The sequence below is a fragment of the Ochrobactrum sp. SSR genome, assembly GCF_030067775.1.
Classification (GTDB): domain Bacteria; phylum Pseudomonadota; class Alphaproteobacteria; order Rhizobiales; family Rhizobiaceae; genus Brucella; species Brucella teleogrylli.
In genome coordinates this window covers 298,305-314,539 of sequence record NZ_CP125970.1, presented here as the reverse complement: position 1 = coordinate 314,539, position 16,235 = coordinate 298,305, and the positions used below count along the sequence as shown (strand labels likewise).

Sequence of the window (16,235 nt, the reverse complement as noted above, 5' to 3'; positions counted from 1 at the left end):
ACTGAGGGACTCTTAACGAGGAGGAAGTCATGAAAGCAAAGACAAAGAAGCTGCTCACTGGTGCGCTCATTGCTGCCACTGCACTCGCAGGCGGCGCAGGCACGCTGGTCGCGCAGGAAAAGCCGGTCATCGCAACCGTCGTCAAGATCAGCGGTATTCCGTGGTTCGACCGCATGAACACCGGCGTTGAAGCCTATCAGAAGGCCAACCCGGATGTGGTTGCAACCCAGAGCGGCCCGGCAACTGCCGACGCGGCACAGCAGCTTCAGATCGTTCAGGATCTGGTTGCCAAGGGCGTTAACGCTCTGGCCGTCGTGCCGATGGATCCGGCTGTTCTCGAAGGCACCTTCAAGCGCGCCATCGAACGCGGCATTGTTGTCGTGACCCACGAAGCCGACAACCAGGTCAACACCATGGCCGACGTCGAAGCATTCGACAATGCCGACTATGGCAAAGCCCTGAACGAACGTCTTGCACAGTGCATGGGCAAGAGCGGCAAGTGGACGACCTTCGTTGGTTCGCTCGGCAGCCGCACGCATATGCAGTGGGTTGGCTCGGCTGAAGAAAACGCCAAGCAGTACCCGGATATGCAGCTGGTCGATCCGAACAATGAATCCTTCGACGATGCCAACGGCACCTACGAGAAGGCCAAGGAAATCCTGCGCAAGCATCCTGACCTGAAAGGCTTCCAGAGTTCGGCTGGCAACGACGTTCTCGGCATTGGCCGCGCGATCGATGAAGCGGGCTTAAGCGGCAAGGTCTGCCTCGTCGGCACCGGCCTTCCGAACCCTTCGGCTGACCTTCTGGAATCCGGCGCCATCACGGCTATCGGCTTCTGGGACCCGCAGAAGGCTGGCATGGCGATGAATGCTGTCGCCAAGCTTCTGCTGGAAAAGAAGGAAGTCAAGGACGGCATCGACCTCGGCGTTGAAGGCTACAACAAGGTTTCGGTGAAGAAGGGTGCAGGCGAAGGCCTCCTCGTCATCGGTAACGGCATGGTTATCGCCGACAAGGATTCCTACAAGGAACACCTGTTCTAAGAAGTCTCAGAAGATCCGACTGCGGGTGGCGACCGTTCCGTTCACCATCGCCACTTAGCGTCAAGGCCTCGGGTGCTTTCCGCGAATGGAAAGCATCCGGGCAACTAACCCCGGTTGATTTTGCCGCCAACCAGCCGACAGCGGAACCGCTGCGCGCAAGCGCAATGATGCACTGTGGCAGAGGAATTAACGTGTCAACTACGATGAACAATGAGACGGAAAATGGCCGGACACCGGAACGTTTTCTCGAATTGCGCAACATCCACAAGCGGTTCGGCGGCGTGCATGCATTGCGCGGCATCGACCTCACGCTCGATCTAGGAGAGGCTTATCACCTTCTCGGCGAGAATGGATGCGGCAAGAGCACCGTTATCAAGATCATGTCCGGCGCGCATGGTCCGAGCGAGGGTGAAATTGTTCTCAACGGCAAGACCTATAAAGAACTCGATCCGATTCAGTCACTGGCTGCAGGCATCGAGACCGTCTATCAGGACCTTTCACTGATCCCTAACCTCACGGTTGCCGAAAACGTAGCGCTTAATCAGCAGCTCGTTGAAGGCAATGGCAAGTTGTTGCGCCGTTTCGACCGCACCAAGCTGCGCCAGACGGCGGAACGTGCGCTCGCCACTGTCGGGCTGCCGACGGACCGCGCCTTCCTGAACACCATCGTTTCCGAACTGCCGCTTGCCATGCGCCAGCTGGTCGCCATTTCCCGTGCGATCGCCACGAGCGCCAAGCTGGTCATCATGGACGAGCCGACCACGTCGCTGACGCGCCGCGAAGTCGACAACCTCATCGAAGTCGTCAATCGCCTGCGCGCAGACAATGTCGCCGTCCTCTTCGTGACCCACAAGCTCGACGAATGCTATCGCATTGGCGGTAACGCCGTCGTGTTTCGCGACGGCCAGTGCGTGGCGCAAGGCCCGATTGAAAATTACACCAAGAAGCAGTTGTCCGAACTGATGATCGGCCGTGAAATTGACGCCGAACGTTACCGCACCGGCACGCCGGGCGAGGCAGAACTGCTGAAACTGGACGGTCTATCGTCGCCGGATTTCAAGAATGTCAACCTGGCGCTCCGAAAGGGCGAGGTTCTCGGCATTACGGGTCTTGCCGATTCTGGCCGCAACGAGCTGGCAATGGCAATCACCGGCGTTGATCCGGCATCCAACGGCGCGATTACGCTCGAAGGCCGCAAGATCAACGTCAAGAACCCTGCCGAAGCCATAGAACTCGGTATCGGCTATGTGCCGGAGGATCGTCTGGCCGAGGGGCTTTTCCTCGACAAGTCGATTTTCGAAAACGAAATCGCGCTGATCCTGACCCGCCTCAGCAACAAGATCGGCATCGTGGACCAGAAGAAAGGCCGCGAAATCGCAGCCTCGCTGATGGAGCAGATGCGCCTCAATACCAAAAATATGGACCTGCCGGTCGGCGCTCTTTCGGGCGGCAATCAGCAGCGCGTTCTCATCGGTCGCTGGCTCAGCATCGGTCCGAAGCTGCTTGTGCTGCACGGCCCGACTGTCGGCGTCGATGTCGGATCGAAGGATACAATCTACCGCGCAATCCAGACACTGGCCGAAGCAGGCATGGGTCTCATCATCGTCAGCGATGACCTGCCCGAACTGCTGCAAAACGCCGACCGCATTCTCGTCATGAACGCGGGAAGCATCGTCAAGGAATTTGACGCCGCCGAGGCGACGGAAGACCAGCTCTACCAAGCCATGATGTCGTCGCAAAAGGAGCTACCGCAATGAGCGCGTCGCAATATCAGCAGGAACTGGGCCAGACCCGGTCCTTCAAGCTGGGTGACTTCATTCGCAGGCGCCCTGAATCCATCACCTTCTTCCTTCTGGTCGCGATCTGCGTGATCGTGTCGATCGTCAATCCTGCATTCCTGCAGGCTTCGACCCTGATCGATATTGGTCGCGCCAGTGTCGTGATGGGCCTGTTCGCGCTTGGCGTCTTCATCATTCTCGCCGCTGGCGGCATCGATGTCTCGTTTACGGCCATTGCCGCCTGTACAGTCTATTCACTGACGCTTCTGGTGCAGGCCTATATGCCGACGCTGCCCATCGTCTTCGTCATCCTGATGGCGATTGCGGGTGGCGTCATTCTCGGCCTTATCAACGGCGTTTTGGTACACAGTCTGAAAGTTCCGTCGCTGATCGTCACCATTGGCACGCAATATCTGTTCCGTGGCTTTTTGCTCGCGTTCGTCGGCACGGTCTGGATCATGTCGCTGCCGCCGACGATGGGCGCGTTTGGCCGCCTGCCTTTGTTCCAGTTCGAGATCCGCCAATGGCGCCACCATCACCATGCCGTTCTACTTCCTGATCCTGCCAGCCGCGGCGATCCTGACCTGGTGGATCTTAAACCGCACCTTGATGGGCCGTGCCATTTTCGCCATGGGCGGCAACAGCCAGATCGCCAGCCGCCTCGGCTATAATCTGCGTACCATCCACCTATTCCTGTTCGGATATGCCGGTGGTCTCGCGGGTCTTGCAGGCATCATCCATGTTTGCGCCAACCGTCAGTCCAGCCCGTTCGACTTTGTCGGAACCGAAATCAGCGTCATCGCCGCTGTGGTTCTGGGCGGCGCACGGATTACCGGCGGCACGGGCAGCGTTTTCGGCACCATTCTGGGCGTTTTGCTCATCACCGTCATCAACAGCGTTCTGGTGCTCGTCGGCATTCCCAGCACATGGCAGCGTCTCGTCGTCGGCTGCTTCATTCTTCTGGCCGCCGCCTTCTTCGTCACCCAGCAGCGCAAGAAATAACCCGATAATCTCAAGAGGAAATCATGAAGAAATTCCTGAACGATCCAGTCAATTTCGTTGATGAGATGCTGGAAGGCATCTATCGGGCGCATCCCGAACTCACCTTCGTCAATGACGACAAGCGCTGCATGGTCACCGCCACGCCGAAGGCTGGCAAGGTTGGCATCGCAACCGGCGGCGGCTCGGGCCATCTGCCGACCTTCCTCGGCTATATCGGCGAAAACATGATCGACGGCGCAGCTGTCGGTGGCGTGTTCCAGTCGCCAAGCGCTGAACAGATGTATCAGGTCACCAAGGCTATCGATCAGGGCGCGGGCGTGCTCTACATCTATGGCAACTACACGGGCGACATCATCAATTTCGACATGGCTGCGGAATTGGCCGACCTCGACGGCATCACCGTCAAGCAGGTTGTCGGCAACGATGACGTAGCTTCGTCGGTCGTCGGTGAAGAACACAAGCGCCGTGGCGTTGCAGGCATTTTCTTCATCTACAAGGCAGCCGGTGCGGCAGCCGCCAACGGCCTGTCGCTCGATGAAGTGACGCGTCTCGCCGACAAGGCGCGCCTGCGCACCCGCACGATGGGTGTTGCGCTATCGAGCTGCGTTGTGCCTGAAATCGGCCATGCCACTTTCTCCATCGGCGACGATGAAATGGAAATCGGCATGGGCATCCATGGCGAACCGGGCATCAGCCGCACCAAGCTTGCACCGGCCGACTCCGTTGTCGACCAGCTTCTGGGCCGCATCTTTGCCGAACAGGATTATGCCAAGGGCGATGAAGTTGCCGTTCTGCTGAACGGTCTCGGCGGCACCCCGCTGGAAGAACTTTACATCATGTTCCGTCGCGTAGCCCAGCTTTTCGACGAGCGCGGCGTCAAGGTAAAGCACATCTGGATCGGCGAATTCGCCACCGCCATGGAAATGGCTGGCGCTTCGATCTCCGTGCTGCATCTGGACGACGAACTGGAGCCGCTTATCGCCGCTTCGGCGAACACGCCGTTCTTCAAGCACATTGCCGGTTGAGGTAACGCCATGAACTCCATCAAGGCTTCCGATCTCATCAACCTCTTCGACAGCTGGAAGCAGCTTTTCGCAGAACAGCGCGAATTCCTGATCGCGCTTGACGGCAAGGTCGGCGACAGCGATCTCGGCATCACCATGAGCAAGGCTTTCGCAGCCGCTGCCGAAGCTACCGCCGCAGAAGGCGAAGCGGCTGGTATCTCCAAGCTGCTGCGTCTGGCGGGTGCCACCATGGCCCGCGTCGCCCCGTCCACCATGGGCACGCTGACGGCAACCGGTTTCCTGCGCGCAAGCAAGGCGACCGAAGGCGTCGAAGAACTGGGCACTGCGGAAGTTGCCGCCTTCTGGCGCGCTTATCGTGACGGTATTGCCGAACGTGGCAAGGCCAAGGTCGGCGACAAGACCCTGCTCGACGTGCTCGATCCGATTGCCGTTACGCTTGAAGCACAGGCTGCCGTCGGTGCTTCCCTGCCCGACGCACTGGCTGCGACAGCCAAGGCCGCTGAAGACGCGCTGGAAGCAACCAAGTCTCTGGTGGCCCAGCATGGCAAGGCAGCAGCCTTCCAGGAAAAGACCATCGGTCTTCAGGATGCCGGTGCGACCGTCGGCACCTTCCTGATCGTCAGAATGTCGGAGTTCGTATCAGCTCATTCCTGATACGTCTCCACACATGTCGAAGGCCGGGAACCCGCCAGATTCCGGCCTTCGATGCGTTTTAGAGATAGGCCAGCATTATAATTTTCGGCGCACGGCAAAAGACGACCCGAACCGTTCTGCCTGTCGTCGTATGCGCATATCCCTGCTGAAGATCGACAATGATGTCGTCATAGTTCAGCACCACGCGGTCCAGCGGATAGACGGCCTTATAAACCGCCTCTTTGGCGCAAAAAAGAATACGATCTGCATCGGCTGCGCCTTCAGGCAAACGGTCGCCCGGCTGTTTCACCAGCGCGGCAATGTCCTCCGGCAGCGCAATAGCCGGCTCCACATCGATCCCGACCGAAAGAAAATCGGCGCTGCTTGCAACAGCAGCAACAGCCATATCGTCATCATGGGCGAGCGACCCGACAATGCCCGATGGCCAGATTGGTTCGCCCGAGCTACCCCGCAAAATCGCAAAACCGCCTCTGCCATGCTTTATGAGCAATTCCCGCGCCGCAAGGCGGGCGGCCCCGCTGGCGCGACGGCGAACCGGATTTCGCGTCGGAAGCGTAGCATTTTCGTCGGCCAGCAATCGGGTTTCATCCCCGTCCCGAATGACCCGGCAAGCGGTTGAAATGCCCGCCGTGGCGACAGCCTGCATGGCTTGGTTCAGCGCAATTTCCAATGGATCGAAGCGCGCCATATCCGTTTCATCAGTCCCGAAGATTGAGGTGGGCGATCATCTCGCCATCTTCATCGAGACCATCTTCGACAAAGCCCGCTTTAGCATAAAGTTGGCGCGCGCCTTCGTTTTCGGGTTCGTAGCAGATCGAGATGCGACGAATATGATCGAGCGCCCTGATCTCAGCCAGGACCAGCTGCAACGCGGCCTTTCCGTAACCCCGCCCCTGAAAAGCGCGGTCGATCATGAAGCGATAGATCAACGCATTGTCCCCGTCGCTTGTCGCATCATACATGAGGAAGCCGACCAGATCGTCGCCTGCAAACACAGCGCGTGGCCGCGCATCCTCGTCCTCGTCCGCTTCCTCCAGTGAACTGGCATTGTCCGCGACCAGCTCTTCCTGACCCGGTGCCAGCTCCAGCGCCGCGATCCGTGACCGCAATTCTGCCGTCACGGCTGCGAGCCGGATTTCGCTCGTGTCGGAGACGGCTTTGCTCAAGCGGCAGCCTCCGTCGGGCGATGCGCTATCGAAGCGCCCGCCTGTTTGACATTGGCCAGCACCGTCCCATCCTTCGTCACCGGGACGACGAAACGGTTGAGCTTGGCCGGATTACCACGCCAGACGGAATAAGGCTCAAGCACCTCACCCTTCATGACAAAGGAATCCACATCAACGATAGAGCCGTCGCCCATGACGACGCCATAATGGACGAATGCCGATGGTCCGAGCGTGCAGCCATTGCCGATGCGGATGAAGTCGGACTTGAAAGCACCCTCCTCCAGCGAATGCGGCTGGATCACACAACCTTCATTCAAGGTTGCATCGTCGCCGATTTCCACCAGCGAACGTTCGGTCAGATTGGCGCCGCCGTCATAGACGCGGCGACCGACCTTCACGCCAAGGCAGCGCAGAATCATCGGACGGAACGGCGTTCCGGCGAAAAGCTGCGTAATCGGCGAATCCGACAGTTTCCAATGGCGCTCATGCCGCCAGAAAGCTTCATCATAGATCGTCGTCATACGCGGTTTCAGTCTGCCGAAGCCGAGCGAGAGCCTTTCGATGAAGATATAGAACGGTATTGCAATGCCCGCCGTCAGAACCACGGCCACAAACAGCGCGTTGTACTTCCAGTCGTCATAATAGTTCAGCGCACGGTCCCAGATCGCCAGCGTTGCAAACAGCATCAGCCATTGCTCCGCCAGGAACATCAGTCCGGTGCGGAAATTGTGGAAGTTCTTGCGGCGCAAGCGGCGCAGGCGGTCCTCTTCCTCAATATTGGCGATCAGTTCCTTGTCGCGATTGACCATGCGCGGAATTTCAAAGCAGGGCGAACCCAGAAGCCCGACATTCTCGCGCATAGGCCCCTCGATCGGCACCATAACCTTGGTGCCGAGCAGACAGTTATCCCCGGTCCGTCCGTCGGACGGATAGAAGATATTATTGCCGAAATAGTTCCGCTCGCCGACCTTGGTATGCTCCAGCCGGAATGTCGCCGCCGACTTGTGCGTGTTGATCATAAACAGACCATCCGACACCATTGTCTGACTGCCGATTTCGCACAGAAGCGGGTTTTCATGCTGCTGGTTGGTGCCGAAATTGGACCCGGTCTGGACCACCTTGTTGAGCTTCCAGCCGATGGCCCGGATATAGTGCACGACGGCAGAACTATCGCCGAACAGCAGATTGAGAAGACGCGAATTGCTGGCCAGTTCCACCATCGACTGCAGCCAGTAATGGAAGCCGTAAAGCGTATAGGTGCGGTTTGGCTTCAGGAACAGGCTGGCCAGTCGCGGCACGGCAACCGCAGCAATAAACGAGGTTGCCAGCACGCCGAATAGCGTAACGGTCGTGCCGATGGCCACGATGCCGATGGTTTCCTGATAATCGTCGCTGACATTTTGCCAGTAGCTATGGAACAGTAAAGGGAACGGCGTGACCAGCATGAACAGCCCGACAAGCTGCACGATCTCGAACATGATACGGCGGGTTTTCGACAGCGTAATGCTGCGCACCTTGCAATAATCCGCAGTAGTGGGCGCTGCGGGCGACCCATGCCAATGTTCACCATCGGGGATGCTCTGGCCACGCTGCAACGACGACGCATGGCCAAGCTGCGCGCCATTGCCGATTTTGGTGTCGATATCGATGGTCGAACCAACGCCCACAAAAGCGCCGTCACCAATGGTGATCGTGCCCGTATGGATATAGCCGCTTTCAGCCGTAAAGCCGAGAATGTTGGATTCGCGGCGCAAAATGGAATTCTCGCCAATGGAAATCAGATCGGTGCAAACCGGAATTGCCCGGCATTCGATGGCCGTGTTGCGGCCAAGCTTTGCACCGAGCAGCCGCAGATAGAGGCTATAGAGCGGATTGCCGCGGAACAGCACCACCGGCGCGGTGCGGATCAAGGTCTTCACCACCCAGAAGCGGTAATAGCGCAGCCCCCAGATTGGAAAGCTTTCTGTCTTCCAGCGTCCGATCAGCAGCCATTTTGCTGCGATGGCAAAGCCCGTCATCGCGAAGAAGCTTGCCCCAGCGAGAACGACACATCGGAAATAGAGCTGAAGCGGGTTGTCGAGCGCGTCATAGACCCAGTCGAGACCGCCATCGAAGAAAACCAGCCCGATATAGGCATAGACTGCATAGAAGGCGAGCTGTGCAGCGCCGCAGGTCCAGTAAGCAAAATTCGATGCCTTGTGAGTGAGTTGACGCTCAACCGTGGCCGCGGTCTTCTGCTGCGGCGCGTGCAGATGCGTCGCCAGACTTGCGATGGTTGGATGCAGGTAGATATCCCGCATCGACGCCGTTTCCCAACCCTGCGCTGTACGCACGCGGGCGCAGAACCGCGCCATCAGCAGCGAATTGGCGCCCAGATCGTCGAAGAAATGATCCTCGACCGAAACTTCATCGAGATTAAGCACTGCGGCCAGCGCGTCCGCCATGAAGCGCTGATCGTCATTGCTCGGCGGGACGATTTCGCGCTCCGCCGAAAGGCGCACATTGGTCGGCTTTGGCAGGCGCTTCAGATCGGCCTTGTTGGAGACCGTCATTGGAATGGCGTCAAGTTCTTCAAGATAGGCGGGAACCATGTAGGACGGCAGACGACGCTTCAGCTCACGCGCAATATCGGCACGCTGCAGCGGTGGCACGCCCGACTTCAGCGCGTAATAGGCGACCAGCTCCACACGACCTGGCTCGATTTCCCAGGTGGTGACGGCAGCTTGCGCAACGCCGGGCTGATCGAGCAGAACGGCTTCGATCTCGCCAAGCTCGATGCGGTAGCCGCAGATCTTCACCTGCGTGTCGATACGCCCATGATACTCGATCTCGCCCGCAGCATTAATGCGCCCCAGATCGCCGGTGCGATAGATGCGTGCTGACGGATTGTTAGGCAGACCGATGAAATCAGGAATGAATTTCTGGTCGGTCAAATCCTGCCGGTTGAGATAACCGACCGCGAGGCCGATACCGGCGATGCCGATTTCGCCCAGTTGATCCGGGTCGGTCAGCTTCGGCTCGGTCGGTTCGATGATGACTATCGAATAGGTCGGCAACGGCGCACCGATGGTCACTGGCTTGTCGGGCGTCAGAACGCCCATGGTTGCCGTGACGGTCGCTTCCGTGGGCCCGTAAGTATTGAGAAGCAGGCGTCCCGGCTTTGTCCAGCGCGCCACCAAATTGAGCGGACAGGCTTCGCCGCCCACCATCAGCAGGCGCAGCTTCGGCACATCGGTTTCGATGGAAGACAAAAGCGTTGGGCTGCACGCCATGCAGTTGATGTCATTCTTCCGCAGGAAATCCGCGAGTTCTTCGCCCACCAGCGTCATCGGCCCCGGGGCGGGCACTACGGTCGCGCCTGCCGTAAACGGCACCCAATATTCTTCAGCCGAAAAATCGAAGGCGATGGTCATGCCGTGATAAACACGGTCGCCCGGCCTGTAGCCATAGGACATCGCCGCGACACGCAGGAAGTTGCAGAAGCTCTGATGCAGGATGGCGACGCCTTTTGGCCTGCCGGTCGTGCCAGACGTATAGAGAATATAGCAAATCTGATCCGGATTTGCGGCCCTTGCAGCCTTGTCCAGTGGCGCGACGGACTGCTTTGAAATTTCAGCGCCCGCCCCGTCGATCAGCACATGCGGCACGGGCATCTGTTCGACGCGGGCCGTATAGGCCTCAAGCGAAATGACGAGCTTTACATTGGCATCCTCGATGATGAGGGCCATGCGATCTTCCGGAAATGCGGTCGCCAGTGGCACATAGGCCGCGCCCGCCTTCATGACGGCGAGCAGCGCGATATACGTGTCGGCAGAACGGTCGAGCAGCAGGCCGATGCGGTCACCAGGACGAACACCGCGTTCGATCAGCAGACGCGCAAACTGGTTGGCGCGGTTGTCGAGTTCCCGATAGGTCCAGTTGCGCCCGTCCGAAACAACGGCAACCGGATCCGAAAATCTGTCGGCCAGTTCTTCGAAGAAGAGGTCCAGCCGTTCGCCCGGTTTTCCGGGGTCAGCGAAATCAGCACCTGTCAGGATCTGCTCGCGAGCAGCCCCAAGACCCGCCTTGCCCAGCGCCTTTTTTCCCTGCGCATCGTCGATGGGCAGACCATTTACGCCTGTCGTCGCTGCGGCTTCGCCGTGTCCAGCGCCACGATTTTCATAATTCATTTTTCAACACTCACTGACCAAAGGTCGAGCATCAACGGGCAATTATACGCGTTAGGCGGCACGCTTTGCCTGCAATGAGGCATTATCTGTCGTCGAACCGTTCACTGCGGGTGAAGAAGACCGCTATTGGCGCAGGCCACTACTCAAACTGGTTGAAATAAGAAAGTGAATTTATTTTTATCTTAGATGTTCGTCTCTCAGTGTTGCAAAACTAGCATACAACGCCGTTCAGATCATCCGCTTTTAGTTCCTATCCACCACTCTTGCAATCTTTCACCGGTCACGGTTAACTGCCGAAATGGCGTTTACATTAAGGCAGTTACAGTATTTCGTTGCAGTTGCGGAGCAAGGGTCGATCACCCGTGCGGCGCAAAAATTGTCAATTTCGCAGTCTTCTGTCACGGAGGCGATCAAGGAGCTGGAAACCGACCTGAATGTCGAGCTTTTCGAGCGCCATCCCCGCGGCCTGACGGTGACACATAACGGCCATCAGTTTCTGCGCCACGCCACCAAGATTCTGACCGGCGTTTCGGATGCCCGCCGCTCTTTCGTCGACCAGCGCATTCAGGAAAAAGGCAAGCTCAATCTTGGTGTAACATCGCTGGTCGCTGGCTACGTGTTGTCCGACCTGCTCGCCCGCTATCGCCGCGCCTTTCCGGGCGTCGAAATCAGCGCCATCGAAGACAATGGTTCCTATCTGGAACATCTGCTTGTTGGCGGTGAACTGGACGTGGCGGTGATGGTGATTTCAAACCTGCGTGACCGCATGGCGCTACATGCGGAAATTCTCGAAACCTCGCCCTATCGGTTGTGGCTGCCGCTCGGGCACGAGCTCGTCTCCATCGACAGCATTTCAGTCAGTGATATCGCGAAGGAACCGCTGATCATGCTGACGGTTGATGAAATCGAGGAAAATACCGGCAAACTTCTGGCCGCCCTCGGTGCCCGTCCGCATGTGGCTTTCCGCACGCGATCGGTGGAAGCCGTGCGCAGTTTGGTGGCCACGGGCGCGGGCATAGCCCTCCTCCCCGATCTCGTCTATCGCCCCTGGTCGCTGGAAGGCGACCGGATCGAAAGCCGCGATGTTTCGGGATCGCTGCCCGTCGTGCAGATTGGTATGGCATGGCGAAAAGGATCGAGCCTGCCGCAATCCGCACGCGACTTCATCGGCATTGCCGAGGCTGCGCGTTCTGGCCGACTGCGTTAGCACACCAGCTCCGATATCGGAAAAATCGATACCAGCTTTCCGATAAATGAATTTGCGAAAGGCAGGGTTTAAGCACACCATCTGCTCCGGGAACAAAATCACTGAATGTGAATAAAACGGGAGTGGTCGATGAGAAAATTTCTGCAATCCTGTACCGCTTTAATGGCCGTCGCGAGCTTTGCCACGCAGGCCATTGCCGCCGAACCGCTGAAAGCAATTGGCGAAGGTGAAGGCGCGCTGAGCATCGTGGCCTGGGCGGGCTATATCGAACGCGGCGAAACCGATAAGAACTACGACTGGGTCACCGATTTCGAAGGGGAAACCGGCTGCAAGGTCAGTGTGAAGACTGCCGCCACCTCCGACGAAATGGTGGCGCTGATGAATGAAGGCGGCTTCGATCTCGTCACCGCCTCTGGTGACGCCTCATTGCGCCTCGTGGCGGGTAAGCGCGTGCAGCCGATCAATACGGACCTCATCCCAAGCTGGAAAACGGTGGACGAACGGCTGCAAAATGCGCCGTGGTTCACCGTCAAAGGCGTGCATTACGGCGTGCCCTATCTCTGGGGTCCGAATGTGCTGATGTACAACACCGAGGTCTTCAAGGGCGAAGCGCCGAAGAGCTGGAACGTGGTGTTCGAAGAACAGACCCTGCCGGACGGCAAGTCCAACAAGGGCCGCGTACAGGCCTATGACGGGCCGATCTATATCGCCGACGCCGCGCTTTATCTCATGAAGCACAAGCCGGAACTCGGCATCAAGAACCCGTACGAACTCAACGAAGACCAGTATAAGGCAGCGCTCGATCTCCTGCGCGGGCAGCGTAAGCTCGTCAGCCGTTATTGGCACGACGCCATGATCCAGATCGATGACTTCAAGAATGAGGGCGTCGTGGCTTCCGGTTCATGGCCGTTCCAGGTCAATCTCCTGAAGTCGGAAAATGCCAAGGTCGGCTCGACTTTCCCAGAAGAAGGCGCAACCGGCTGGGCTGACACCACCATGCTCCACGTGGATAGCGAGCACCCCAATTGCGCCTATAAGTGGTTCGAGCACTCGTTAAAACCGAAGGTTCAGGGCGACGCCGCCGCATGGTTCGGTGCCGTACCGTCCGTTCCAGCAGCCTGTAAGGGCAATGCGCTTCTGACCGACGAAGGCTGCGCGATCAACGGCTTCGATAATTTTGCCAAGATCAGCTTCTGGCGCACACCGACGGCCAAATGCGAAAGCCAGGGCGAATGCGTACCCTATCATCGCTGGGTGTCGGATTATATCGGCGTCATTGGCGGTCGCTGACATCGACCATCACAATTACAAACATTGCCCTTCCTTCAGCTGAAGGAAGGGAACGGACAGACGCGCCCGCCAACGGAGGCTGGCGTTCTCGATGATGGGTAGAGCCATGACAGCAGCAGTTCGTTTTGAAAATGTGAGCCGGCACTTCGGCGAAGTCCGGGCCGTCGATCACGTCAACCTGACCATCGCGCCCGGCGAGTTCTTTGCCATGCTGGGCCCTTCCGGTTCCGGCAAGACGACCTGCCTACGGTTGATCGCGGGCTTCGAACAGCCGACCGACGGAACAATAGAGATTTTTGGCGAAAGCGCCGGTGGCGTGCCGCCCTATCGGCGCAACGTCAACACGGTTTTTCAGGATTATGCGCTGTTTCCGCATCTTAGCATTCTGGACAATGTGGCCTATGGGCTGATGGTGCGGGGTGCCGGAAAGGCTGAACGCCACCGCGCCGCCGAGGAAATGCTCGAACTGGTCAAGCTGCCCGGCTATGGCGCCCGCAAGCCAAGCCAGCTTTCCGGCGGGCAGCGGCAGCGCGTCGCGCTGGCGCGCGCCCTCGTCAACAAGCCGAAAGTGCTACTTCTCGATGAGCCGCTCGGCGCGCTTGACCTCAAACTGCGCGAACAGATGCAGGAAGAGCTCAAGAGCCTGCAAAAGGCGCTCGGCATCACCTTCGTCTTCGTGACCCACGATCAGGGCGAAGCACTGTCCATGGCGGACCGCATCGCAGTCTTCAACAATGGCCGCATCGTTCAGGCCGGAACACCGCAGGAAATCTATAATCGTCCCCAGACCCGTTTCGTTGCGGATTTTGTCGGCTCTTCCAATGTCGTCGCACCGGAAATCATGGCCGCATTTGGCGGCGAGCGCCGCTGGGCCAGCCTCCGGCCGGAATCCATTCGCCTTGCAGATAAAGGCGACAAGGTCGGCGTTGCAGCGCGGATCGAAACCGCCAGCTTTCTCGGCTCCGCCACACGTCTCGGGGTTGAAGCCGAAGGTGCCAGATTGCATGTCATGCTGCCCGCAGGTGCAAGTGTTCCCGAGACGGGATCGGATATCCGCATCGTCTGGAATCCGGTTGACGTTCATTACATGGATCAGGCAGCATGAGCGGCGCGCAGGCTTCCACACTCGGAAACTCCGGAGCAAATTCTGGGGCCAATCCGACCTCCATCCTGCCGCAGCACGGCGGGATACTTGGTCGTCTCTCCGACCTTTTCTGGCGTCGTCCGGGGATGCTGCTGTTTCTCATGCTCACGCCGCCGCTTTTGTGGCTGGGCATTATCTATATCGGCTCGCTGATCGCGCTTCTGTTACAGAGCTTCTTCTCGGTCGACGATTTTTCCGGGCTCATCGACTATAGTTTCACGCTCGCGACCTACGCGCAGCTTTTAAACTCCGCCAATCTCGACATCATCATCCGCACCGTATCAATGGCCGCACTGGTGACGGTTGCGTCTGCCTTCGTCGCCTTTCCAATCGCCTATTATGCCGCCCGCTATGCGCGCGGCCGCTGGAAGGCGTTGTTTTATCTCGGCATCATGCTGCCGCTTTGGTCTAGCTATCTGGTTAAGGTCTATGCGTGGAAGCTGATCCTTGCCAAGGAAGGCATTCTGACCTGGATATTCGCAAAATTGCACCTGTCCTGGCTGCTCGACGGCATCCTGTCTGTGCCAATTATCGGCGGCAATTCACTGTCGGTCAGTTATCTCGGCACGTTCATCGTCTTTGTCTATATCTGGCTGCCCTATATGATCCTGCCGACACAGGCGGCGCTGGAGCGTGTGCCGGGCAATCTGGTGGAAGCCTCGTCCGACCTCGGAGCAACGCCTGCGCAAACCTTCCGAACCGTGCTGATGCCGCTCGCCATGCCCGGCATCATCGCGGGGTCGATCTTCACCTTTTCGCTGACACTCGGCGATTACATCATTCCGCAGATCATCGGCTCGTCGCGCCTGTTCATCGGACAAGCCGTCTATACCCAGCAGGGAACGGCAGGCAATGTGCCGCTCGCTGCTGCCTTCTCCGTCGTGCCGATCGTCATCATGGCCATCTATCTTTGGATCGCCAAGAAACAGGGGGCTTTCGATGCGCTCTGATCGCAACAACCGCGCTTCCTTCGGATTGAAGCTTGCTGCCGGACTGGGCCTCGCCTTCCTGCATCTGCCCATCCTGCTGATCTTCGTCTATGCCTTCACGACGGAAGAGAAAAGCTATCAATGGCCGCCGCCGGGCTTCACACTGCAATGGTTCGCCGTGACATGGAACCGTGCCGATGTGTGGTCGTCGCTTGCGCTCTCCGTGCAGGTGGCCACGATTGCGACCCTGATTGCGCTCGTGCTTGGTACGCTCTGTGCCGCTGCTGTTAGCCGAACCCATTTTTTCGGACGTGAAAGCATTTCGCTGCTGGTCATCCTGCCCATCGCACTGCCCGGCGTTGTCACCGGCATTGCCTTGCGCTCGGCCTTCTCGCTGTTCGACATTCCGTTTTCGATGTGGACCATTGTGCTTGGTCACGCCACCTTCTGCGTGGTGGTCGTCTACAACAATGCCGTGGCCCGCTTTCGACGCACTTCCGGTTCGCTGATCGAAGCCTCGATGGATCTTGGCGCAAACGGGTTCCAGACCTTCCGCTATGTGATCCTGCCGAATATCGGAACGGCCTTGCTCGCAGGCGGCATGCTCGCCTTTGCACTGTCTTTCGACGAAGTGATCGTCACCACATTTACCGGCGGCCAGCAGATGACCCTGCCAATCTGGATGCTTCAGGAACTGATCCGGCCACGCCAGCGCCCCGTCACCAATGTGGTGGCCATGGTAGTGGTTCTGGTGACCTTCCTGCCCATCCTCGCCGCCTACTATCTCACCCGCGATGGCGATCAGGTCGCCGGTCACGGGAAATGACACAA

Annotated in this window: 12 protein-coding genes and 1 pseudogene; 10 read left to right on the top strand and 3 right to left on the bottom strand. The window is 58.4% G+C overall.

Annotated elements, in window-relative coordinates:
• The first annotated feature begins 29 nt into the window (after positions 1 to 29).
• From QLQ11_RS12970 to QLQ11_RS12950, 5 genes and pseudogenes are all read left to right on the top strand, one after another.
• Positions 30 to 1,040 (top strand): substrate-binding domain-containing protein, encoded by a 1,011-nt coding sequence (locus QLQ11_RS12970; RefSeq protein ID WP_109367647.1) that lies wholly within the window; start codon positions 30 to 32, stop codon positions 1,038 to 1,040.
• A 203-nt stretch (positions 1,041 to 1,243) separates the two neighbouring features.
• Positions 1,244 to 2,797, top strand: a complete 1,554-nt coding sequence (locus tag QLQ11_RS12965; RefSeq protein WP_109367648.1) for a sugar ABC transporter ATP-binding protein — start codon at positions 1,244 to 1,246, stop codon at positions 2,795 to 2,797.
• Positions 2,794 to 3,820, top strand: a pseudogene (locus tag QLQ11_RS12960) (ABC transporter permease). Before QLQ11_RS12965 ends, QLQ11_RS12960 begins: the two are co-directional and overlap by 4 nt.
• Before the next feature lie 23 nt (positions 3,821 to 3,843).
• A complete protein-coding gene (locus QLQ11_RS12955) occupies positions 3,844 to 4,845 on the top strand; it encodes a dihydroxyacetone kinase subunit DhaK (RefSeq protein ID WP_109367650.1) in 1,002 nt (333 codons plus the stop codon).
• Between the two features lie 9 nt (positions 4,846 to 4,854).
• Positions 4,855 to 5,499, top strand: a complete 645-nt coding sequence (locus tag QLQ11_RS12950) for a dihydroxyacetone kinase family protein (protein ID WP_109367651.1) — start codon at positions 4,855 to 4,857, stop codon at positions 5,497 to 5,499.
• Positions 5,500 to 5,557: 58 nt separating this feature from the next.
• Here the strand turns inward: QLQ11_RS12950 and QLQ11_RS12945 are convergent, their stop codons facing one another.
• The 3 genes from QLQ11_RS12945 to QLQ11_RS12935 are packed head-to-tail and all read right to left on the bottom strand — an operon-like array spanning position 5,558 to position 10,834.
• Positions 5,558 to 6,187 (bottom strand): 4'-phosphopantetheinyl transferase, encoded by a 630-nt coding sequence (locus QLQ11_RS12945; RefSeq protein WP_109367652.1) that lies wholly within the window; start codon positions 6,185 to 6,187, stop codon positions 5,558 to 5,560.
• 10 nt (positions 6,188 to 6,197) lie between these two features.
• Positions 6,198 to 6,665, bottom strand: a complete 468-nt coding sequence (locus QLQ11_RS12940; protein WP_235858979.1) for a GNAT family N-acetyltransferase — start codon at positions 6,663 to 6,665, stop codon at positions 6,198 to 6,200.
• Positions 6,662 to 10,834, bottom strand: coding sequence for a Pls/PosA family non-ribosomal peptide synthetase (locus QLQ11_RS12935; protein ID WP_371835987.1), 4,173 nt, complete (start codon positions 10,832 to 10,834; stop codon positions 6,662 to 6,664). Before QLQ11_RS12935 ends, QLQ11_RS12940 begins: the two co-directional genes overlap by 4 nt.
• Positions 10,835 to 11,132: 298 nt before the next feature.
• Between QLQ11_RS12935 and QLQ11_RS12930 the strand changes: the two genes are divergently transcribed.
• From QLQ11_RS12930 to QLQ11_RS12910, 5 genes are all read left to right on the top strand, one after another.
• Complete coding sequence (locus tag QLQ11_RS12930; RefSeq protein ID WP_109367654.1) at positions 11,133 to 12,041, top strand: LysR family transcriptional regulator; 909 nt, start codon at positions 11,133 to 11,135, stop codon at positions 12,039 to 12,041.
• 129 nt (positions 12,042 to 12,170) lie between these two features.
• The gene (locus QLQ11_RS12925; protein ID WP_121538754.1) at positions 12,171 to 13,331 is read left to right on the top strand and encodes an ABC transporter substrate-binding protein; all 1,161 of its coding nucleotides are present in this window, start codon (positions 12,171 to 12,173) and stop codon (positions 13,329 to 13,331) included.
• A gap of 106 nt (positions 13,332 to 13,437) precedes the next feature.
• Entirely contained in the window at positions 13,438 to 14,436 is a 999-nt protein-coding gene (locus tag QLQ11_RS12920; RefSeq protein ID WP_109367656.1) for an ABC transporter ATP-binding protein, read from the top strand.
• Positions 14,433 to 15,425: an ABC transporter permease gene (locus QLQ11_RS12915; RefSeq protein WP_109367657.1), complete on the top strand. Its 993-nt coding sequence runs from the start codon at positions 14,433 to 14,435 to the stop codon at positions 15,423 to 15,425. The genes QLQ11_RS12920 and QLQ11_RS12915 overlap by 4 nt, the downstream gene beginning before the upstream one ends.
• Entirely contained in the window at positions 15,415 to 16,230 is an 816-nt protein-coding gene (locus QLQ11_RS12910; protein WP_109367658.1) for an ABC transporter permease, read from the top strand. Before QLQ11_RS12915 ends, QLQ11_RS12910 begins: the two co-directional genes overlap by 11 nt.
• Positions 16,231 to 16,235 lie beyond the last annotated feature (5 nt).